Genomic DNA, 20,410 nt, shown 5'->3' with positions numbered 1-20,410 from the left:
ACTCGATCGGTTCGGTCTGCGATTGCGGCCAGGCGACGCACGGCTTGCGAGTGCCGCGGCAGAGAGGGTAAGTCTCGACGCGACGCTTCGACGGAAGTGCCCGTCGCCGCTGCCGGCGATGGGGAAGGGGCTTCCGGTATCGCCCGATCATGATCGGGCCGCCGGTTCATTACAACGCGGGGACCCATGCCATATACGTTCTTGGCCTTCATCGCCGGCGCGGCGCTGTCGCTGCAGGCGCTCGTCAATGCGCGGCTCTCGGCCGGCATCGGCGGCGCGATCTGGGCGGCGGCGATATCCTTCTTCGTCGGCGGCATCGGCCTGCTCGGGGTGCAGCTGGCGACGCGCGCCACCTGGCCGTCGATGGAACGCATCGCGGCGATCCCCTCTTGGGTCTGGCTCGGCGGCTTCCTGGGCGCGCTTTATGTCGCGAGCGTCATCACCAGCGTGCCCCGGCTGGGGAACACCACGGTCTTCGGCTGGGTGATCTTCGGCCAGCTCGCGGCCTCCCTGCTGCTCGATCATTTCGGCGTCCTCGCCGCCGCACCCCATCCGGTCAATGCGCTGCGCCTCATCGGCGCCGCCCTGGTGCTGGGCGGCGCGGTCATGGTCCTGAAGGCCTAGCGCCGCAGGGACGGGCCGGCCGGTGGCGCCGGCGGCCTTGGCGCCGGACCCTGCCCGGACATGTCGATAATATTGTCGACAATCTTGTTTGCAAAGTCACCCTGTGCCATCGTTTGACGTAGCGCAATCGCCTCCATCCGTACGAAACGACAAGAGGCGCCCTGATTCTCCGGAATCTCGAGCGTCGTACCCAGGGACCGGGCGGGCGCGCAAGGCGGCGACAAGCCGTGAGAGAGAACGCCAGGAGGACTCTAGAGAATGAGCGAGGATCGCAACGCGTCCGGCCGCGCCCCCAAGCGCGGCGAGGAAGTGGACGTGCTGATCATTGGCGCCGGCCCTTCGGGCTCGGTCGCCGCCAAGCATCTGTCGGCCGCCGGCCTTTCTGTGGTCACGCTGGAGCAGGGCAACTACCCGGATCGCGACAAGTTTCCCGGACGCCGTCCGGAATGGGAGCTGGTGAGCCAGCGGCAATGGCATCCCAATCCCAATGTGCGCGACATGCCGCGCGACTATCCGGTCGACACCTCGGAATCCGATATCAATCCGCTGATGTTCGCCGGCGTCGGCGGCAGCGCCACGATCTATGCGGGACATTGGACGCCGTTCCTCCCCTCCGACTTCCGCGTCCGCTCGCTCGACGGCATCGCCGACGACTGGCCCTTCACCTATGAGGATCTGCTGCCCTATCTCGAGCAGATCGAATGGGAGGTCGGCGTCTCCGGAATGCCGGGCAACCCGGCCTATCCTCCGAAGAAGGCCTATCCGACGCCGGCCCTGCCGATCGGGAAGGTCGGGCGCAAGGCGGCCGAAGGGCTGGACAAGCTTGGCTGGCATTGGTGGCCGGGCACGAACGCGATGCCGTCGCAGCCCCATAACGGGCTCAACGCCTGCGTGCGGCGCGGCACCTGCATGACCGGCTGCCCGGAAGGGGCCAAATCCACCACCGACATCACGTACTGGCCGGCCGCCATCAAGAACGGCGCCAAGCTGGTCACGGGCGCGCGCGTGCGCGAGATCGAGGTCGACGATCGCGGCCTCGCCACGGGTGCCGTCTATATCGACCAGAACGGGCGCGAGCATCGCCAGAAGGCGAAGACCGTGATCATCTGCGCCAACGGCATCGGCACGCCGCGGCTGCTGCTGCTGTCGACCTCGAAACGCTTCCCCGACGGGCTCGCCAATTCCTCCGGCATGGTCGGCAAGCGGCTGATGATGCACCCCTTCTCGGCGGTGCTCGGCATCTATGACGAGGATCTCGAATCCTGGCGCGGGCCGTTCGGCCAGACCATCTCGTCCTACGAATTCTACGAGACCGACGAGAAGCGCGGCTTCATGCGCGGCGCCAAATGGGGCGCCATGCCCGGCGGCGGTCCTCTGGGCGCCACCAGTTTCGTCGGCACCAAGGTGTTCGCGGGGCCCACCGCCAAGGTCGGCGACATGTGGGGCAACAATCTCCATGAGATGGTGGACCGCCGCTTCGGCCGCAGCATCGTCTGGGGCATCATCGGCGAGGATCTGCCCGAGGACTCCAACCGCGTCGTGCTCGATCCGACCATGACCGACACCGACGGCATCCCGGCGCCCAAGCTGCTCTACAAGGTCTCGCAGAACTCGCACGACATGCTGAAATTCCATGTCGCGCGCTGTCTCGAGGCGGTGCAGGCGGCGGGCGCCATCGAGACGGCGGTCGTGCATCAGATGCGCGACACCGGCTGGCATCTGCTCGGCACCTGCCTCATGGGCGACAATCCGAAGACCTCGGTCGTCAACCAGTGGGGGCAGACGCACGACGTGCCCAATCTCTACATCTTCGACGGCAGCACTTTCCCGACCTCGGCCGGGCTCAACCCGACCGCGACCATCATGTCGGTGGCGCTGCGCCAGACGACGCGCATGATCGCCGAGCGTCGCAATCAGAAGGCGGCCTGAGCCATGAGCAAACCCGCAACCGCGAAACTGTCGGCCGACGACCGCGCGATCTTCGGCGCCATCGCCGACTTCCTGGTGCCCAAGACCGCGAAGATGCCGGCCGCGACCGAGGTCGGCGTCGCCGCCGGCGGCATCGACGACGTGCTCAAATTCCGTCCCGATTTGATCGAGGATTTCCATCGCGGCCTCGAGAAGGCGAAGGGCCTCACGGGAGCGAAGGCGGCCGAGCTGCTGTTCGAGACCGACAAGGACGCCTTCGGCGCGGTGAGCCTGGCCGCGTCCGGCGCCTATTACATGTCGCCCAAGGTCCGGCAGATCATCGGCTATCCGGGGCAGGAGAGCCTGACCTACGACAACCACGAGACGCCGGATTACCTGACGAACGGCATGCTCGAGCGCGTCGCGCGGCGGGGGCCGACTTATAAGCCCACGCCGAGGTGAGCAACATAGCGGTCCCCGCGCTGCCGAAGGGCGGCGCGGGTGATCGCGGTTTCTCGGTTAGCGGACGATCAGATCGAACGCCGCGCCCTCGGTCCAGCCGAACTGGCCGTTGGGCTGCTTGATCAGCTCGGGGAAGTGGCCGGGAATGATCCGGTCGGCCATCTCGGCGATGCGCCTGATGCTGGCCGTGCTGTGCGCGGCGGTGTCGTAGACATTGTCGCCGCGCTGCATGATGACTTCCTTGGCATATTTGATCGCGTCGCCGGCGATCACCACGCAGCCGCGATCCTGGGTGTCGAGCCGCACGGCGAAGCTGCCGGGCGTATGGCCGGGGGCGGGGAAGAAGCTGACGCCCGGATCGATCACGCCGTCGCCCTCGAGGATCTCGAGGTCATAGCGCTGCAGCATCTCGTGGATGCCCCAGGGCATGAAGATGTCCTCGTGATGAGGCGATTTCGCATAGCTCCATTCGGTCTTGCTGACGAAGACCTTCGCCGTGGGGAAGAGGTCGATGTTGTGGCAATGGTCGAAATGGAGATGCGAGAGGAACACCATCTTGATATCGGCGGGCGCGATGTTGCGCTCGCGCAAGGCGGTGATCAGCCCCAGGCGCGAGATATAGCCCGCGGTGTCGAACAGCATGTAGCCGCGGCCGGTCTTCACCAGCGTCACGTTGGACATGGCGAGGAAACCGTCGCGCAGCCGCAGATTGTTGCCGCGGACGATGATGTCGTAGGTGATGTCGGCCAAGGCGCCTACCGCCGTCCGATGACGGCGACCTTGTCGGGAAGGGCGCGGTGATTGCCGGAGGCGCCGACATCCCAGCCGCCATGCGCGCGCTTATAGGCTTCCAGCGCCGGGAAGATATGGTCGACGCAACGCCGGACCAGCTCCTCGCGATTGCCGTCCTTGATCGCGTCGATCATGGCCCGGTGCTCGTGCCGCGACTGCTGCAGCAGCTCCGGGTCGCCGATCGCGTAGCAGCGGATCGCCGTGGTGCGGGTCCAGAAGCGCTGGATGGTCTCGGTCAGATAGCGGTTGTTGCAGGCGCCGAACATCGTCTCATGGAAGACGTTGTTGAGCGTGCAGGTCGCCTTGAGCTCCATCCGGTCGACATTCTCGGAATATTTGGCGTGGATCGCCTCGAGCTGGGTGATCAGCGAGCGCGGGGCCGGCAGCGGGATCCGGCGCGCGGCCTCGCCCTGCAGGATGGCGCGCATCTCGTAGATTTCCTCGATCTCCTCGACCGAGAAGTCGCAGACCACGACGCCGCGGTTCGGGCGACGGGCGACCAGGCCCATCTGCTCCAGCGAGCTCAGCGCCGAACGGACCAGGTGGCGGCTCGCATTGAAGCGCTCCGCCAGCTCCTCCTCGACCAGCCGTTCGCGGGGCCGGAGTCGGCCGAAGATGATGGCCTGGCGGATCGAATCGACCAGATCCGCCAGCAGTTTTTCGCTTGTTTCACGAGCCAAGGGCGTACTCGCTCTTCTCTTCTTCCTGATGCAGCAGGGACGGTAGCCGATCCTGCGGGGGCTGTCGGTAGTTAAAATCCACCACGACCTGCTTCACATACTCGGCGATCGCCAAGGATGAGGTCAGGCCCGGGGATTCTATTCCGTAGAGATTTACCAAACCCGTCACGCCATGCGCCTCTTCGCTTTGAATCACGAAGTCCGCGTCGCCATTGGGATTATCATAGAGCTTCGGGCGAACGCCAGAGTAGTCGGGGACCAGGGCCTTGTCGGGAAGGGCGGGCCAATAGCGCCGAATCGCGGCATAGAAGCTGTCGGCGCGCCGCGGATCAACGGCATAGTCAATTTTGTTGACCCATTCAACATCCGGGCCGAAGCGGGCTCGGCCGGCCAGATCCAGGGTCAGATGCACTCCGGCGCCGCCGCCGCCCGGCATCGGGTAGATGAGATGGTGGAAGGGCGCCTTGCCACTCAACCCGAAGTAGTTCCCCTTGGCGAAGTGCAGGGGCGGAATGCTTTCGGAGGGCACGCCCCGGATGGAGGCTGCCACGCCCTGTGCCCCCAGACCGGCACAGTTGACGACGGTCCGGCAGAGCAGGTCCATCGAGCCTTCCTGATCGACCTCGAGCCGGATCCCGGTCGGCGTGACCTCGCCCTGCATGACGCGCGACCCGAAGGCGATCATCCCGCCCGCTTCCTCGAGCTCGCCGCGATAGGCGAGCATCAGGGCGTGGCTGTCGACGATGCCGGTCGAGGGCGAGAGGATCGCCCCGGCACAGCGCAGGGCCGGCTCCATGGCCTTCGCTTCCGACGCGCTGAGCCAGCGCAGATCGTCGACGCCGTTCTGCCCGGCACGCTGGAACAACCGCTGCAGGGTGGAGATCTCGGCGTCTTCGGCCGCGACCAGCAGCTTGCCGATCTGCGAATGCGGAATGAAACGGCTGCGGCAGAAGGGATAGAGCCGGCGCCGACCCTCGACGCAGAAGATCGCCTTCAGAGAGCCGGGCGGATAATAGATTCCGGCATGGATCACTTCGGAATTGCGGGAGCTGGTGACGGTGCCCATCGCGGTCTCAGCTTCCAGCACCAGCACCTCGCGGCCGGCCCGGGCGAGGCTGCGCCCGATGGCGAGCCCCAATATGCCGGCCCCGATAACAGCCACATCGACGGGTTCGCCCCTGCTGCCTGAAATTTGGGCATCGCCCATGCAAATCGGCCTTCACTTCTGCAAGATTGTTGACAAGCACAGTATCTTACAGACAATGATGTTTACAATCTTGTCGACAATTTGAGCAGGGCTTGCCGAAATAAGCGGCGGGCCAGAACGCCAAAGGCGCCGAAGAGCGCCGCCGCGAAAGACCGGGGAGAAGGCAATATGGGAACAAGCGAGGGCATTCTGCGCTGCAACGGCGCCGACCTCGCTTATCGCATGGATGGTCCCGCCGGCCGCCCGATCCTGCTCTTCAGCAACAGCCTCGCTTCCGACATGTCGATCTGGGACGACCAGGTCGCCGCCCTCAAATCCGACTATCGGATCGTACGTTATGACACGCGGGGACATGGGCGCTCGCCTGTCGTCGATGGGCCGCTCACCATCGACGACCTGGCCTCTGACGCGATCGCGCTGATCGAGCAGCTGGCGCTGGGACCGGTGCATTTCGTCGGGATCTCGCTGGGCGGCATGCTGGGCCAGGCGGTGGCCGCGCGCCGGCCCGATCTGCTGCGCTCGCTGACGCTGTCGAACACCTCGAGCGAGACCGACAAGCCCGAGCTTTGGGAGCCGCGCATCCAGACCGCGCTCACCACCGGCATGGCGCCGCTGGTCGAGCCGACGCTGGAACGCTGGTTCACCGCACCCTTCCGCGCGAGCCAGCCGCAGCGGGTCGAAACCGTGCGCCGCATGATCGCGGCGACGCCGCCGAAGGGTTATGCGGCCTGCGCGCGCGCCATCCAGGGCCTGCGCCAGACCGCGATCTTGGCCAGGATCGTGACGCCGACGCTGGTGATCGCGGGGCGCGAGGATGCGTCGACGCCGGTCGCCGTCGCGGAGCGGATCGCCCACGCCATCAAGGGCGCGAAGCTCGTGGTGGTGGAGCAGGCGGCGCATATCACGCCGATCGAGCAGGCCGACAAATTCAATCAGCATCTGCGCCATTTCCTGGCAGCGGCGGCAAAGCATTCGTCTTCGGGTGCAGCCTCGGGACCGGCAGCGGCCTCGAGCTGAGCAGACGACGGAGTCCGGACCGAAGAGGTCCCAATAGAAACCGGCGAGTGGGCGAACCGTTCGTCCCACGTCGGGACCGGTGATGAGGAGGAAACCAGACGTGACGAATAAATTTCTCTCAGAAGAATTGCGGGAATGGCTGGATGTCTCGCGCCGCGAATTCATGCAGCGGATCAGCCTCGGGGCCGCCTCGGCCGCGGTGGCCGGGTCGGTGCTCGCGAAATCCGTCAGCGCCGACGAGTTGCGCGACCATGTTCAGGTCGCGGACACCGGCAAGAAGGTGAAGGTCGGCATCGGCCTCAATTACGGCCCCTTCAACCAGCCCTGGCGGCGCGGTTGCTGGCGCCTCTGCAAGACCGTGCTGGACGGCGGCGGAGAGATCGTCGCGGTCCGCGGCGAGCCCTCGAAGGACAGCGAGCAGCAGTCGGAGCGCCAGCTCCTCGACCGCGGCATCGACGTACTCTGCCTCGGCATCTATTCGCAGGAATCGGAGACGGCCTTCATCGTCGACGAAGCCAAGAAGCGCGGCATCAAGACGGTCGGCTTTGCCGTTCCGGTGAAGGAATCCCCGGCGGTCGTCGAGGATACCTGGGGTACCGCGATGGTGATGGGCTACCAGATCCAGAACGTGCTGCAGCGGCAGGGGACGCTGGTGCAGACGGCCGAGGATCGCGGCTTCTACACGCCGTTCGACATGGAAGGCGACCTGCTCGAGCTCATGACCAAATATGAGCCGCGCATGAAGATGCTGCCCTTCATGCCGGGCAGCACCTCGACCAACGACCAGATCTCCAAGGGCCGCGAAAACGCCCTGGCGCTGCTCCAGGCCAATCCGGATCCGGACAGCATCCAGGCGATCGTGTCCTGGTGGTGGCCGCTGACGCTCGGCGCCGTCCAGGCGCTGAAGCAGATGAACCGCAAGAACATCAAGGTGTTCAACCACTACTTCTCGGACCAGTTCCTGACCGAGTTCCAGAACCCGGACAACACCATCGAGTTCAGCACCGACACGCCCTGGCACATCATGGGCGACAAGACGGGCGAGCTCGCGCTGGCGCTGGGCCGCGGCGAGGACGTGAAGCCGAACGTCTATCACGTGCCGGTCACGTCGATCACCAAGGACCAGGCCGCGAAGTCGCTGGCCGAAATCCAGGAGATGGACAAGCAGGCGATCGCGCTGCTCAAGCAGTATGGCGGCTGATCGCCCGAGAGACTGACATCGAAGGCCGGGCCCGTACCGGCCGAGCCTGAGAAGGGGCCGGTTCCGGAGCGCGAGGGGGCGCTCCGGGGCCGGCCGTCCTTTGCGTTACGGGATGAAGGCCACCAGATCGTTATTGCAGGAAAGGGATCAAATGCCGGTCGTACAGGTGCATCTCAAAGCCGGTCGCACGGTTGAGCAGAAACGGCAATTGGTCGAGAGGATCACCGACAGCCTGGTCGAGATCGCGGGCGCCAATCGCGAGCGCGTGCATGTGATCATCGACGAGGTGCCGGGCGACAATTGGGGTCGGGCCGGGCGGCTGCTGTCGGACGACTGACGAAATCAACGGGAATGCCGGGGCGGCCGCTTGATGCGGACCGAGCCGGGCGGATCAGCAAGAGCGGAACAGGACAATGGGCGAGCGTCTCAAGGGTAAGCGGATCATCATCACCGGGGCTGCGACCGGCATCGGCAAGGAAGCGGTCAAGCAGTTCGTCGCCGAAGGGGCCAAGGTCGTCATCGGCGATATCAACGAGAAGGACGCGAGCGCGACCGCCAAGGAAATCGGCGCCAATGTCCATTTCATCCGCTGCGACGTGACCAGCGAGGACAGCGTCAAGGCGCTGATCGACGACGGCGCCAAATGGCTCGGCGGGCTCGATGTGCTCTGCAACAATGCCGGCCTGCAGCATTCCGGCAAGGTCACGGAGTTCGACGCCAAGCACTGGGACGCGCTGATGGCGGTCAATGTCCGTGCCCATTTCTTCGCCTCCAAATACGCGGTGGCGCATATGCGCAAGGCCGGCGGCGGCTCGATCATCAACACCGCCTCGCTCGCGGGCCAGCGCGGCGGCCCCGGCATGACGGCCTATTCGGCCTCGAAAGGGGCGGTCATCGCCTTCACCACCTCGCTCGCCATGGAGCTGGCACCGGACAAGATCCGCGTCAATGTGATCTGCCCGGGCTGGGTCGACACCCCGTTCAACAACCCCGCCATCGCCTTCATGGGCGGGCGCGAGGCGCAGGACCGGGCGGTGAAGGGGATGGTGCCGCTGGGGCGCCAGGGCGTGCCCAGCGAGATCGCGCCGATGTTCGTCTATCTGGCGTCGAACGAATCTTCCTATATGACCGCCCAGGCGATCACCATCGATGGCGGCGTCTATAATTAAACGGCGGCAATGGCGGGCGTGACCAAAGGCGGCCCGGGACTCCGGGCCCTCGTCGCAATATTGTAGCTTGGCACATTAAATCCGTCCGGCTTCGGCGCGACGGCGGGCATGACACTCGGAGAACTTCCATGGCGGCGACATCGACAGAAACCAAGACGGCGGCCGCAGCGGCCAAGCCGGCAGTCGGCGGGACCGAGAGCCTCGGCCTTCGGCTGCTCCGGCGCTGGGGCACGATCGCCATCATCGTGCTGGTCGGTGTCGGTTTCTCGGTCTCCTCGCCCTGGTTCTTCACCGTCTCGAACTTCAACAACATCCTGTTCTCGATGATCGTCAGCTGCCTGGTGTCGATGGGCCTGACCTATGTCGTCATCGCCGGCAGCTTCGATCTCTCGATCGGCCTCACCGTCACGACCGCCTCGATCGTCACCGCCTATCTGATCCCGGTGGTCGGCCCCTGGGTGGCGATACTGGGCGCCCTGGCGAGCGCGGTGGTGGTCGGGCTGCTGAACGGGCTGCTCGTCACCTATGGGCGGCTGTCCGGCATCGTGGTCACGCTCGGCATGATGTTCGTGCTGGGCGGCCTCAACATCTTCCTGACGAACGGCTATCAGATCGCCGTGCCCTATACGGAGAAGGCGTTCCTCTTCATCGGCCAGGGCACCATCGGCCCGGTCGCGGTGCCGGTCATCGTCCTGCTCTGCGTCTTCGTGCTGGCCCACCTGCTGGCGACCAAGACCAAGGTCGGCCATTACATCACCGCCGTGGGCGACAACCCGATGGCGGCCTTCTATTCCGGCATCAAGGTCTATCACTGGGTGATCCTGTCCTTCATCCTGTCGAGCCTCCTTTCGGGAGTCGGCGGCGTGATCCTGACCTCGATCTCCACCTCGGCGCAGCCCTCGGGCAATTCCAACTATCTGCTCGAAGCCTTCGCGGCCGTGTTCCTGGGGGCGACGACGCTCGGCAAGGGCAAGCCTCATGTGCTGGGCACGCTGCTCGGCGTGTTCTTCCTCTACATGGTCAGCGCCGGCATGAGCATGATGGGCTTCCCCTTCGCCATGCGGCAGCTCTTCATCGGCCTCGTGCTGATCCTCGCGGTCGGGGCCAATGCGCTGCTGAACCGCGAAGAAATCCACCTGAAGTTCATTTAGGTGGACCGGCCAGCCATGACCCAGACCCCGATCGTCGAATTCCGCAACCTGGGGAAGGAGTTTTCCGGCACTCGGGTGTTGCGCGGCGTCGAGCTCAAATTCGAGCGCGGCGAGGTCCACGGCCTGCTGGGCGAAAACGGCGCCGGCAAATCGACCCTGATCAAGATCCTGACCGGCGTCTATTCGCATTCGGAAGGCGAGATCATCGTCGAAGGCAAGCCGGTCACGATCTCGAGCCCGATGGATGCGCATAAGCTGGGGCTGGGCGCCGTCTACCAGGACGCCGAGCTGATCGGCAGCTTCACCGTCGCGCAGAACGTGGTGCTGGGCGGTGAGCCGGGACGCTTCACCCTCAATCGCAAGGCGATCCGCGATCAGGGTGCGAAGATCCTCAAGGAGATCGGGCTGACGCTCGATCCCGACCGGATTGCCTCCTCGCTCTCGGCCGCGGAATCCCAGCTCGTCATCCTCGCGACCCTGTTCCAGCGCAAATACAAGCTGATCGTGCTGGACGAGCCGACGGCGCGCCTCTCGGCCACCGAGGCCGAGCTCCTGTTCCGCCTGATCCGGCGGTTCCAGGAAGAGGGCATCACGATCATCTATATCTCGCACCGTCTGGGCGAGATCCGCCAGCTCTGCGACCGGATCACGATCCTGCGCGGCGGCCGCGTCTCGGCGACGCTCGCCGGCGCCGACATCACCGAGGAGCGCGTGACCGAGCTTATGGTCGACAAGACCAAGAACGAGCTCGAGGTCTTCAATCCGGGCTTGGCGAGGCCGGAAGGCATGCTGCAGGTCGACCAGCTCAGCTGCGATCAGCTGTCGCCCCTGAGCTTCGAGGTGCATGCGGGCGAGGTGCTGGGCATCACGGGGCCGGTGGGCGGCGGCATGGAGCTGGTGGCGCGCGCCGTGGCCGGGCTGGTGCCGCATCACGGCGAGATCAGGATCGCGGGGCAGGTTACCGATCTCTCGAGCCCGAGCAAGGCGCTCCAGGCCGGCATCGCGCTCATCCCCGAGGATCGGCGCAAGCAGGCCTTGTTCCCGAACATGTCGGCGGCGGAGAACATCGCGCTGCCGGTGCTCTCGCGGCTGAGCCGGGGCGGCTTCATCTCCGATCGCGCCAAGCTCACCTATGCCGAGCAGGTGATCAAGCGCCTGCAGGTCAAGCCCGATGCGCCCGGCAAGGCGATGAAGTTCTTCTCCGGCGGCAATCAGCAGAAGGCCGTCATCGGCAAATGGATGAGCGCCAAATGCCGCGTCTATATCTTCGTCGAGCCGACCTCGGGCGTCGATGTGGGCGCGATCCGCGACATTTACGAGATCATGCTGGGATTGGCGCGCGACGGGGCTGCCGTCATCCTGATCAGCTCCTCGATGCGCGAGATCATGGCGCTGTCGGAGAACGTCATCGTTATCCGCGACGGCAAGGCGATCTATCGCGCGCCCAAGGCGAAATGCACCCACGACCAGCTGCTCGGCATCTCCATGACCGGCCGCGTGGCCTGAGTTTCAAACCACCCCCTTATCGAACCGAACCGAAGGAGACTTGAATGAGCGAGATTACCGCCGATCGCGCCCTGAAGGGCATCGCCGCCGCCATCGCCAAGGCCAAGGAAATCGGCTCGGCCCATAGCATCGCCATCGTCGATGCCGGCCGCAATCTGGTGGCGTTCCATCGCATGGACAATGCCCTGCTCGCGAGCATCGAAATCTCGCAGGGCAAGGCCTATACCTCGCGCTCGCTCAACATGAAGACCGGCGACGTGACCCAGTATGTGCAGCCGGGCGGACCGTTCTACGCGATGGAAACCTCCCACCGGACGCCGATGGTGGTGTTCGGCGGCGGCCTGCCGGTCGAGATCGGCGGCAAGGTTGTGGGCGCGGTCGGCGTCGCCGGCGGCATGATCGACCAGGACGTCTCGGTCGCCGAAGCGGCTCTCGCCGCGATCGCGAAGGGGTAAAGTTCTCGCTGTTAGTTGTATTCCCTCTCCCGCTTGCGGGAGAGGGTTAGGGAGAGGGCTGCTCCGACAGTTGCAGCGAGCACTCCTACAACCGTGCAGCCCCCTCCCTAACCCTCCCCCGCGAAGCGGGGGAGGGGATTAGTTCAGCCGAAGCCGTACAGCGCCTTCGGGTTCTCGACCAGAATCCGCCGCCTGACCGCCTCGTCCGGCACCCAATCGCCCAGCAGATCCGTCAGCGGCCCGTCATCCGGCATCGCCAGCTTGTTGGCCGGGTGCGGCCAGTCCGTGCCCCAGACGCAGCGCCCCGGCGCGGCTTCGACCAGCGCGCGGGCGATCGGCGTCACGTCCGCATAGGGCATGCCCGGCTGGCGCGTGAAGAGATAGGGGGCCGAGAGCTTCACCCAGGCCAGCCCCTCGGCCAGCATCGCGCGCAGGTCGCGGAAGGCGGGCGAGGTCGCGCCATGCGAAGCGGGGAAGTGCCCCATATGGTCGATCACGACGGGGAGCCGCAGGCGCTTGACGGCCTGGTGCAGATCCGGCGTCTGCGAGATGTCCAGCAGGAACTGGATATGCCAGCCCAGGGGGCGGATGCGGTCGGCAATGGCCTCAGCGGCCGCGAAGGACACGCCGCCGCGGAAGAGCAGGTTGACGCGCGCGCCGCGCACGCCCGCCGCATGCATCGCCTCGAGCTCGCGGTCGGCGATCGTCGCATCGATGACCACGACGCCGCGCAACCGGCGCGGCTCGGCCTTCAGGGAATCCAGCAGCATCCGGTTGTCGGTGCCATAGACGCTGGGCTGCACCAGCACGCCATGCTCGACACCCAGCAGATCGAGGAGAGCCAGATAGCGCGACAGCGGCGCTTCGGGCGGCGTGTAGCTGCGGTCGGGCCAGTAGGGATAACGGTCGGTGGGCCCGAGCACATGGCAATGGCAGTCCCAGGCGCCTGGCGGCATGGCGATGCGCGGCCGGCTGGGATGAGAATGCGGGGGCGGGACCGGCGGCGGTTCGGCTTTCGGCGACGTCATGGCGGCGCTCCGGTGATCGCGGTACGAAACTAGGCGAAGAGCTCGGCGATATCCTTCACCTGGATCTTGTCCTCGACCGCGAGCGACTGGACCGCGGCCGTGTACATGACGAGGTCCTTGGGACAGGCGACCGCGAAGATGGTCGCGTCGCCCAGCGCCAGCGCCTCGCGGATACGGTTCTCGCTCGGCCGCTCAGTCACGCCGGTATCGTCCTGCCAGATCCGCCCGCCGCCCGCACCGCAGCAGAAGCTGTTCTCGCGGCACCGGCCCATCTCGTGGAGCTGGTAGCCGAGCTCGGCGAAGATCTGGCGCGGCGGTTCGAAGCCGTTGTTGTAGCGGCCCAGATAGCAGGGGTCGTGATAGGTCACGACGCCCGTCACCTTCCCGTTGGCGGCCTTCTCGATCCTGCCCTCGCGCAGCAGCTCCAGCAGGAGCTGGGTGTAGTGGATCACCTCGTAGCTCGTGCCCTGTGCCGGATATTCCTGGCGCAGCGCGTTGAGGCTGTGCGGATCGGTGGTCATGATGCGCTTGAAGCTACAGCCCGCCAGCGCCTCGATATTGTGCTCGGAGAGGGTCTGGAACAGACCCTCGTCGCCCACGCGGCGCACATCGTTGCCGCTGTTCTGTTCGGCGTCATAGAGGATGCCGAAATCGACGCCGGCCTTGCGCAGCAGCCGCGCCACCGTCTGGGTGATGCGCTGGACGCGCGGATCGTAGGACGCGTAATCGCCGACGAACCAGAGGATGTCGACCTCCTCCTTGCGCGCGTCCTTGATCTTGAAATCGAGGCCCGAGGTCCATTTCGCGCGCATGCGCGCCGGCTTCTTGAAGGAATTGCCATATTGCTGGAAGCTCGCCATGGCGTCCTGGATGCCCGGCGTCACATGGCCGGCCTCGACCATATGGCGGCGCATATCGACGATCTTCGGCACATGCTCGATATGGAGCGGGCAGACATCCATGCAGGCGCGGCAGGTGGTGCAGGCCCAGAGGGTCTGCTCCGAGATCACGCTGCCGACCAGCGCCTCGAGATTGGAGCCCGCGGCCGGCGCCCCGGCCGGACGCGCCGGCGCCGTCTCTTCCCCGATCAGCGCGTCGCGCAGATTCATGATCAGGATCTTGGGGCTGAGCGGCAGGCCCGCGGCATAAGCCGGGCAGGCCGCCTGGCAGCGGCCGCATTCGGTGCAGGAATAGAGATCGAGCATCCCCTTCCAGTCGAGCTCGCGCACATCGGAAAGACCGATATGGGCGGCCTTGGGGTCGGGCGTGCGCGACTGGCCCTTGGGGCCGATATTGCGCAGGAAGATGTTCGGGATCGCCGCGAACATATGGAGATGCTTGGAGCCGGGGATATAAGTGAGGAACCCCAGGATCACCGAGACATGGACCCAGTAGAGGATATGGGCGGCTTCGGCGGCCCGCTCCCCGTCGAAGCCCAGGGCGACGAGCAGCTTGGCGATAGCCGAGCTCAAAGGCCGCCAGGCCGCGGAGGGTTCGTTGCCGGCGGCGATGTGGAAAGCGAACTCCAGCAGCATGCTGACCACGACCGAGGTGATCAGCAGCAGGATGATGGTCGCGTCCTTGTTGTTGGAGCCCTTGAACCGCGCCGGCTTGATGACGAACCGGTTATAGAAGGCCATGCCGACGCCGACGAGGATGACGACGGCGAAGACATCCTGCAGCAGGGCGATGACGCTGTTGCCGCCGACGGGCGCCAGGCTGAAGCCCGGGATCAATCCTGAGCCGAAGGCCTGGATGATGGCGGTGAAGAGCACGATGAAGCTGCTGAAGATCATCGCATGCAGGATCCCGGAATAGCGGATCATCAGCAGGCGGCGATGCAGCAGCACGTTCGGCACCAGGCCCCAGAGCCGTTCGCCGATATGGTCGAGCCGGTCGATCCCCGGCGCGCTGAACATCGGGCGCAGCCGGAGGAAGAACCGATAGCTGGCGAAGGAGGCGGCCAGCACCATCAGGGCCGCCAGGACGAGGGGCTTGGAATCCACGGGTCAGGCGTTCCGCGTGTTCAGCCGTTCGGTCAAGGCGGGCAGCAGATCGAACAGGTCGCAGGTGGTGCCGATATGGGCGACGTCGAAGATCGGCGCCTTGGCATCCTGGTTGATCGCCACGATGAAGCCCGCATCGCGCATGCCTTCGAGATGTTCCGGCGCGCCCGAGATGCCGACCGCGACATAGAGCTTCGGCTTCACCTTGTGGCCCGACTTGCCGACCTGCCGGCTCTTCGGCATCCAGCCGGCATCGACCACGGGGCGGCTGGCCGAGACCACGGCACCGAGCGCCTCGGCCAGGGCCTGCGCCAGCGCGATATTGTCAGCCTCGCCGATGCCGCGACCGACACTGACGAGCCGCTCCTGCTGGGTGATGTCGACGTCGCCGGATTCTTCCTTGAGCGCCTCGACGAAGCTGCTGGCGAGACTGCCGAGGGCGGCGGGCGCCTCCAGGCGGAGGGTCTCGACGCCCGGCTTCGCAGTCGCGTCGCTCTTGAAGGTGCCGGGATTGACGGCGGCGACGGCAGGCAGCCTGGTCTCGGCGACGGCCTCGATCTTGCCGCCATAGACCTGGTTGGTGGTGGTCAGGACATCGCCCGCCAGCGCCACGGCCATGCAATAGCTCACGACCGGACGGTCGGTCGCGATCGCCGTGCTGGCGGCGAGGTCGAGCCCGACATAGGAATTGGCCAGCAACAGCAGGTCGGGCTTGCGGGCCTTCACGGTCTCGACCAGCACGGCCTGATGCGCCTCGGGCAGATAGGCGGCGAGGGCAGGATGCGCGACTTCGAGAATGCGGTCGGCGCCGACGACCTGCTTTGACAGGGGCGCCGGATCGGCCGCCAGGATCAGCGCCTCGACCGAGCCGCCCGCAGCGTCGGCCAGCTGGCGCGCGCCCGAGAGGGTTTCGAGGCTGGCAGCCGTGACGGTGCCGTCATTCGCTTCGACATAGACCAGGATCACCGACATCACTTTCCTCCCACGAGGCCGCGCGCGACGAGCGCGTCAAAGATCTTGCCCGCGACCGCCTCGGCCTCGCCGTCGATCATCTCGGCCCCTTGCCCGCGTGACGGCCGGCGCATTTCCTTGACGGCGCCGTTGTTGCCAGCGCTCGCCGCCGCCGACAAGGTCTCGATCTTGGTGCCCTGGATCGCCTGGCGCAGCTTTGTGCCCGACACATAGCGCGGCGGCTGAGAGGCGGATTGCACCCCCAGCACCGCCGGCAGCGCCAGCTTCAGGCGCGCGGCGCGGCCGGCGCCATATTCCTGCTGGATCACGACGGCGTTGCCTTCGACCTGCGCGCCGGTGACGCCGCTGGCATGCGGGCGGCCCATCAGCGCGCCCAGGAACGGCACCAGCTGGCCGAACAGATCCTCGGGCGTCTGCACGCCGGCCAGGATCAGGTCCGGCTTCAGCTGCGCCAGCGCCTCGCACAGCAGCTTGGCGAGGGCCCGGGAGTCCGGATTGGCCTCTCCGCAATCGATCTTCACGGCCCGGTCGGCGCCGCGGGCGACGGCCGACTGCAGCACCCGGTCCATGCCCTCGACGGCGATCCCCACGGCGGTGACGGTCGCGCCGGTCGCCTCCTTGATCAGGACCGATTCCTCGAGCGCGTGATCGTCGAACTCGCAGAGCTTGACGCCGATCCATTCGCGGTCGATGTCGGTGCCCTGCTCATTGACCTGGATCTCCTCGAGCAGGTCGGGCACCAATCGAACCACGGTGACGATATGCATTCCTGATTTCTCCCGTCGGCGAAGGCAGGTCCGGCGCCGTCAGGCGGCCAAGGTTGGAACTCGAGACAACCGATTTAGCAGGGTCGAACGGTCGAGGCCGCCGGAGCGGGGCGACGAACGCGAGGGGTGCGATCACGAGATCTGCCTGGAGCCTGAAGAACACCTCATTCCGGCACATCCGAGCGCCATGAAAAGCGTCCCAACGACGCGGCAGGCGCCGTTGTTCTGGGATGCGGGACCGTGAACGGAACGGCCCCCGAGCGAAGCCATTCTTCGTCCGAAATGTACCATCGACGGCGCCAAGATTGTCAACGAGAATGTCGACAATCTTGGCGTCCCGTCGCCCCCGTGGCAAGATGAGCGCCGCCAATTCTCGCCAGGTCCCTGGCGAAACCAAGGCTTTCGCGGGGGGCCTGCCAGGGCGCCGCGGAAGACCAGCAAAAACGGGAAATAGAGAGAGAACAGCTCAGATGGCAATTGCGGGTAGTGACCGGCGCAGCGAAAACGCCGACGTCCTGATCATTGGTGCAGGGGCCTCCGGATCGGTCGCGGCCAAGCATCTTTCGGACAATGGCTTCAAGGTCGTCTGCCTCGACCAGGGGCCTTGGGTCGACAACAAGGAGTTCGCCGGCGCGCGTCCGGAATGGGAACTGATGGCGCAGAAGCGCTGGCATCCCAATCCCAATGTCCGCGATCTCGAGAACGACTATCCGGTCGATGTCACGGAATCTGACGTCAATCCGCTGATGTACAACGCGGTCGGCGGCAGCACGATCCTCTGGGCCGCGCACTGGCAGCGCTTCATGCCGTCGGATTTCCGGGTGAAGACGCTCGACGGCGTCGCCGACGATTGGCCCTTCACCTATGAGGAGCTCGAGCCCTTCTACGAGCAGGCCGAGGAGGAGATGGGCGTCTCCGGTCTCGCCGGCGATCCGGCCTTCCCGCCGACGAAGCCGCTGCCGACGCCGCCGCTGCCGATCGGGAAGATCGGCATGAAGGCGGCCGAGGGCATGAACAAGCTGGGCTGGCATTGGTGGCCGGGCCCCAACGCGATGCCATCGAAGCCCTATCGCGGCCGCAATGCCTGCGTGCGCCGCGGCACCTGCCTCACCGGCTGTCCGGAGGGCGCGAAGGCGTCGATGGACCTGGTCTATTGGCCGAGCGCGATCAAGAACGGTGCCAAGATGATCACGGGTGCGCGGGTGAAGGAGATCCTGGTCAACGACAAGGGTCTCGCCACCGGCGCTGTCTATATCGATCGCGCGGGGCGAGAGCGGACCCAGAAGGCCGGCATCGTCATCGTCTGTGCCAACGGCATCGGCACGCCGAGGCTGCTGCTGCTCTCGACCTCGAAGCGTTTCCCGAACGGCCTCGCCAACAGCACCGGCCTCGTCGGCAAGCGGCTGATGATGCATCCCTATGCCGCGGTCGCGGGCGTGTTCGACGAGCCGCTCGAAAGCTGGCTCGGGCCCGCCGGCCAGACCATCCAGTCGATGCAGTTCTACGAGACCGACAAGTCGCGCGGTTTCGTGCGCGGCGCCAAATGGCAGGTGATGCCGTCGGGCGGCCCCCTCGGCCTGCGCGCCGCCTATGGCGGCCGTGCGCTCGAGGAGGCCTGGGGCGTCAACCTCCACCGCAATACCAAGCGCGTCTTCGGCCACGCCTTCGAGTGGGGCATCATCGCGGAGGATCTGCCCGAGGAATCGAACCGCGTCGTGCTCGATCCGACGCTGACTGATTCCGACGGCATTCCGGCGCCGAAGCTGATCTACAAGAACTCGGAGAACACCCGGAAGCTCATCGACTTCCACCTGGCGCGCGCGCAGGAAGCGATGAAGGCCGCGGGCGCCGTCTCGATGACGACCACGCCGCTGATGCGCGATTGCGGCTGGCATCTGATGGGCACGGCCCGCATGGGCGAGGACCCCGGCACCTCGGTGGTCGATCCCTACGGCAAGGCGCATGACGTGCCGAACCTCTTCGTCTATGACGGCAGCAATTTCGTGACCTCGTCCGGTTTCAATCCGACCGGCACGATCTGCGCGATCGCGCTGCGCTGCGTGAAGCATTTGATCGCCAATCGGCGCGACCAGGAGATTGCGGCATGAGCACCGCGTTGCAGGACGACGATCGCAAGACCTTTGCCGGCATCGCCGATGTGCTGATCCCGGCGGCCGAGGGCATGCCGGCGGCGAGCGAGATCGGCATCCAGGGCGAGATCCTCGACAAGGTGCTGGGTTTCCGCCCTGACCTGCGCGAGAACCTGCTGCGGGGCTTGCGCGCGGCCAAGGGCAAGGATCCGCGCGCCGCGGCCGAGGCCCTGAACAAGACCGACGGGCCCGCCTTCGGCGCCATCAGCCTCGCCGCTTCCGCGGGCTATTACATGGATCCGCGCGTCCGCAAACTCATCGGCTATCCGGGCCAGGAGAACCGGCCCTACGATCCCGACGAGACGCCGGAGTATGTCCGCAACGGCATGCTGAAGGTGGTGTCGGACCGCGGGCCGATCTACAAGCCGACGCCGAAGTGAGTTTCGATCGGCGGCGAGGCTGCTGAAAGAAACCCCTCCCCCTACCCCCTCCCACAAGGGGAGGGGGCTGGAAAGAATCCAATCTCATTTTTCAAGAGAGCGTAGGGCGACGGAGACGCAAAACAAATCCACGCCCCCTCCCCTTGCGGGAGGGGGTAGAGGGAGGGGTGGGCAACAGAACGGGATTTAGCTTGCGCGTTTCTCGTTCAAATACCCGTCGATCAACTCCACGAACCGCTCTCGGCCGAAGCTCGGGAAATGGCCGCCATGGACCACGCGCACCGGCAGGTCGCGCAGGCGTTCCATCGAGCGGATGTAGGCGGCGATGTCGGAGTGATAGGCATCGTCGATGAGCGGCCCGTCATAGACCGTGTCGCCGGCGAAGAAGATGCCGCTCGCTTTCTCCCAGAGGCCGATCGATCCGGGAGAGTGGCCGGGCAGATGAAACACCTCGAATTGGCGGTCGCCCAGATCGACAATATCGCTGTCATGGAGGATCCGGGTCGCGGGAGCCGGCGTCACTTCATAGGCCGGTGCGTCGAAGCCACCGGGCGGGAGGCTGGTGAACATCTCCTCGGTGGCATAGAGCGTCGCCAGCGTCTCGTCGCGGCCGGGACGGGCGAGGAGGGGCGCCTCCTCGGCATGGATGGCGCGCTCCGCAAATTCATGGTGATTGCCGACATGGTCGAAATGGGCGTGGCTCGCGACGGCGAGTTGCGGGCGTTCGGCCAGGATCGCGACCTGCCGGCGCAGGCTGACCACACCGAGCCCGCTGTCGACCAGCAAATCGCGTTCCTTCCCGCGCACATGCCAAATGTTGCAGCGATAGAACGGCTTGATATGCGGCTCGTCGATATGGGTGACGCCGTCGCCGACATTCCGCATGCGATACCAGCGATCGGCGGTCACGATCTCCATGGATTGCGGGCTCCGCT

At 65.8% G+C, this 20,410-nt stretch carries 20 protein-coding genes; 12 read left to right on the top strand and 8 right to left on the bottom strand.

Annotation, left to right across the window (positions count from 1 at the left end; translation table 11 throughout):
* Nucleotides 1–186: 186 nt before the first annotated feature.
* The 3 genes from FRZ44_RS15215 to FRZ44_RS15205 all read left to right on the top strand — a co-directional run bounded on the left by FRZ44_RS15215 (nucleotide 187) and on the right by FRZ44_RS15205 (nucleotide 2,994).
* Nucleotides 187–624: a DMT family transporter gene (locus FRZ44_RS15215; RefSeq protein WP_151177983.1), complete on the top strand. Its 438-nt coding sequence runs from the start codon at nucleotides 187–189 to the stop codon at nucleotides 622–624.
* 258 nt (nucleotides 625–882) lie between these two features.
* Nucleotides 883–2,553: a GMC family oxidoreductase gene (locus FRZ44_RS15210; protein WP_151177982.1), complete on the top strand. Its 1,671-nt coding sequence runs from the start codon at nucleotides 883–885 to the stop codon at nucleotides 2,551–2,553.
* Between the two features lie 3 nt (nucleotides 2,554–2,556).
* Nucleotides 2,557–2,994 (top strand): hypothetical protein, encoded by a 438-nt coding sequence (locus FRZ44_RS15205; protein ID WP_151177981.1) that lies wholly within the window; start codon nucleotides 2,557–2,559, stop codon nucleotides 2,992–2,994.
* 57 nt (nucleotides 2,995–3,051) lie between these two features.
* Here the strand turns inward: FRZ44_RS15205 and FRZ44_RS15200 are convergent, their stop codons facing one another.
* The 3 genes from FRZ44_RS15200 to FRZ44_RS15190 are packed head-to-tail and all read right to left on the bottom strand — an operon-like array spanning nucleotide 3,052 to nucleotide 5,628.
* Complete coding sequence (locus tag FRZ44_RS15200) at nucleotides 3,052–3,744, bottom strand: MBL fold metallo-hydrolase (RefSeq protein WP_225308277.1); 693 nt, start codon at nucleotides 3,742–3,744, stop codon at nucleotides 3,052–3,054.
* A 5-nt stretch (nucleotides 3,745–3,749) separates the two neighbouring features.
* Nucleotides 3,750–4,466: a GntR family transcriptional regulator gene (locus FRZ44_RS15195; RefSeq protein WP_225308275.1), complete on the bottom strand. Its 717-nt coding sequence runs from the start codon at nucleotides 4,464–4,466 to the stop codon at nucleotides 3,750–3,752.
* On the bottom strand, nucleotides 4,456–5,628 hold the full coding sequence (locus FRZ44_RS15190; protein ID WP_318526376.1) for an NAD(P)/FAD-dependent oxidoreductase: 1,173 nt from the start codon (nucleotides 5,626–5,628) through the stop codon (nucleotides 4,456–4,458). Before FRZ44_RS15190 ends, FRZ44_RS15195 begins: the two co-directional genes overlap by 11 nt.
* Before the next feature lie 213 nt (nucleotides 5,629–5,841).
* Here FRZ44_RS15190 and pcaD point away from each other — a divergent pair, with 213 nt between their 5' ends.
* From pcaD to FRZ44_RS15155, 7 genes are all read left to right on the top strand, one after another.
* Nucleotides 5,842–6,690 carry a 3-oxoadipate enol-lactonase gene (pcaD, locus tag FRZ44_RS15185; protein ID WP_151177979.1) on the top strand — a complete coding sequence of 283 codons (849 nt, stop codon included), beginning with the start codon at nucleotides 5,842–5,844 and terminating at the stop codon, nucleotides 6,688–6,690.
* A gap of 100 nt (nucleotides 6,691–6,790) precedes the next feature.
* Nucleotides 6,791–7,891 carry a sugar ABC transporter substrate-binding protein gene (locus tag FRZ44_RS15180; RefSeq protein WP_225308274.1) on the top strand — a complete coding sequence of 367 codons (1,101 nt, stop codon included), beginning with the start codon at nucleotides 6,791–6,793 and terminating at the stop codon, nucleotides 7,889–7,891.
* A gap of 151 nt (nucleotides 7,892–8,042) precedes the next feature.
* Entirely contained in the window at nucleotides 8,043–8,228 is a 186-nt protein-coding gene (locus FRZ44_RS15175; protein ID WP_151177978.1) for a 2-hydroxymuconate tautomerase, read from the top strand.
* 76 nt (nucleotides 8,229–8,304) lie between these two features.
* Nucleotides 8,305–9,060 (top strand): SDR family NAD(P)-dependent oxidoreductase, encoded by a 756-nt coding sequence (locus FRZ44_RS15170; protein ID WP_151177977.1) that lies wholly within the window; start codon nucleotides 8,305–8,307, stop codon nucleotides 9,058–9,060.
* 128 nt (nucleotides 9,061–9,188) lie between these two features.
* Nucleotides 9,189–10,211: an ABC transporter permease gene (locus tag FRZ44_RS15165; RefSeq protein WP_151177976.1), complete on the top strand. Its 1,023-nt coding sequence runs from the start codon at nucleotides 9,189–9,191 to the stop codon at nucleotides 10,209–10,211.
* A 15-nt stretch (nucleotides 10,212–10,226) separates the two neighbouring features.
* Nucleotides 10,227–11,717 (top strand): sugar ABC transporter ATP-binding protein, encoded by a 1,491-nt coding sequence (locus FRZ44_RS15160; protein WP_151177975.1) that lies wholly within the window; start codon nucleotides 10,227–10,229, stop codon nucleotides 11,715–11,717.
* A gap of 44 nt (nucleotides 11,718–11,761) precedes the next feature.
* Nucleotides 11,762–12,172: a GlcG/HbpS family heme-binding protein gene (locus tag FRZ44_RS15155; RefSeq protein WP_151177974.1), complete on the top strand. Its 411-nt coding sequence runs from the start codon at nucleotides 11,762–11,764 to the stop codon at nucleotides 12,170–12,172.
* A 143-nt stretch (nucleotides 12,173–12,315) separates the two neighbouring features.
* On the opposite strand, the gene FRZ44_RS15150 is transcribed toward FRZ44_RS15155, so the two are convergent.
* Genes FRZ44_RS15150 through FRZ44_RS15135 form a run of 4 tightly spaced genes read right to left on the bottom strand, consistent with a single transcriptional unit; the run spans nucleotide 12,316 to nucleotide 16,945 of the window.
* Nucleotides 12,316–13,200, bottom strand: coding sequence for an amidohydrolase family protein (locus tag FRZ44_RS15150; RefSeq protein ID WP_151177973.1), 885 nt, complete (start codon nucleotides 13,198–13,200; stop codon nucleotides 12,316–12,318).
* Nucleotides 13,201–13,229: 29 nt separating this feature from the next.
* Entirely contained in the window at nucleotides 13,230–15,206 is a 1,977-nt protein-coding gene (locus FRZ44_RS15145; RefSeq protein WP_151177972.1) for a heterodisulfide reductase-related iron-sulfur binding cluster, read from the bottom strand.
* A 3-nt stretch (nucleotides 15,207–15,209) separates the two neighbouring features.
* Complete coding sequence (locus tag FRZ44_RS15140; RefSeq protein WP_151177971.1) at nucleotides 15,210–16,178, bottom strand: electron transfer flavoprotein subunit alpha/FixB family protein; 969 nt, start codon at nucleotides 16,176–16,178, stop codon at nucleotides 15,210–15,212.
* On the bottom strand, nucleotides 16,178–16,945 hold the full coding sequence (locus FRZ44_RS15135) for an electron transfer flavoprotein subunit beta/FixA family protein (RefSeq protein WP_151177970.1): 768 nt from the start codon (nucleotides 16,943–16,945) through the stop codon (nucleotides 16,178–16,180). The genes FRZ44_RS15140 and FRZ44_RS15135 overlap by 1 nt, the downstream gene beginning before the upstream one ends.
* 470 nt (nucleotides 16,946–17,415) lie before the next feature.
* Here FRZ44_RS15135 and FRZ44_RS15130 point away from each other — a divergent pair, with 470 nt between their 5' ends.
* Nucleotides 17,416–19,053, top strand: a complete 1,638-nt coding sequence (locus FRZ44_RS15130) for a GMC family oxidoreductase (protein ID WP_151177969.1) — start codon at nucleotides 17,416–17,418, stop codon at nucleotides 19,051–19,053.
* The gene (locus FRZ44_RS15125; protein WP_151177968.1) at nucleotides 19,050–19,475 is read left to right on the top strand and encodes a gluconate 2-dehydrogenase subunit 3 family protein; all 426 of its coding nucleotides are present in this window, start codon (nucleotides 19,050–19,052) and stop codon (nucleotides 19,473–19,475) included. Before FRZ44_RS15130 ends, FRZ44_RS15125 begins: the two co-directional genes overlap by 4 nt.
* 186 nt (nucleotides 19,476–19,661) lie before the next feature.
* On the opposite strand, the gene FRZ44_RS15120 is transcribed toward FRZ44_RS15125, so the two are convergent.
* Nucleotides 19,662–20,393 (bottom strand): MBL fold metallo-hydrolase, encoded by a 732-nt coding sequence (locus FRZ44_RS15120; RefSeq protein ID WP_151177967.1) that lies wholly within the window; start codon nucleotides 20,391–20,393, stop codon nucleotides 19,662–19,664.
* Nucleotides 20,394–20,410: the final 17 nt, after the last annotated feature.

The sequence above is a fragment of the Hypericibacter terrae genome (assembly GCF_008728855.1).
GTDB lineage: Bacteria > Pseudomonadota > Alphaproteobacteria > Dongiales > Dongiaceae > Hypericibacter > Hypericibacter terrae.
Note: the sequence above shows the minus strand (reverse complement) of the source record. Positions and strands in the feature narration are given on the sequence as shown.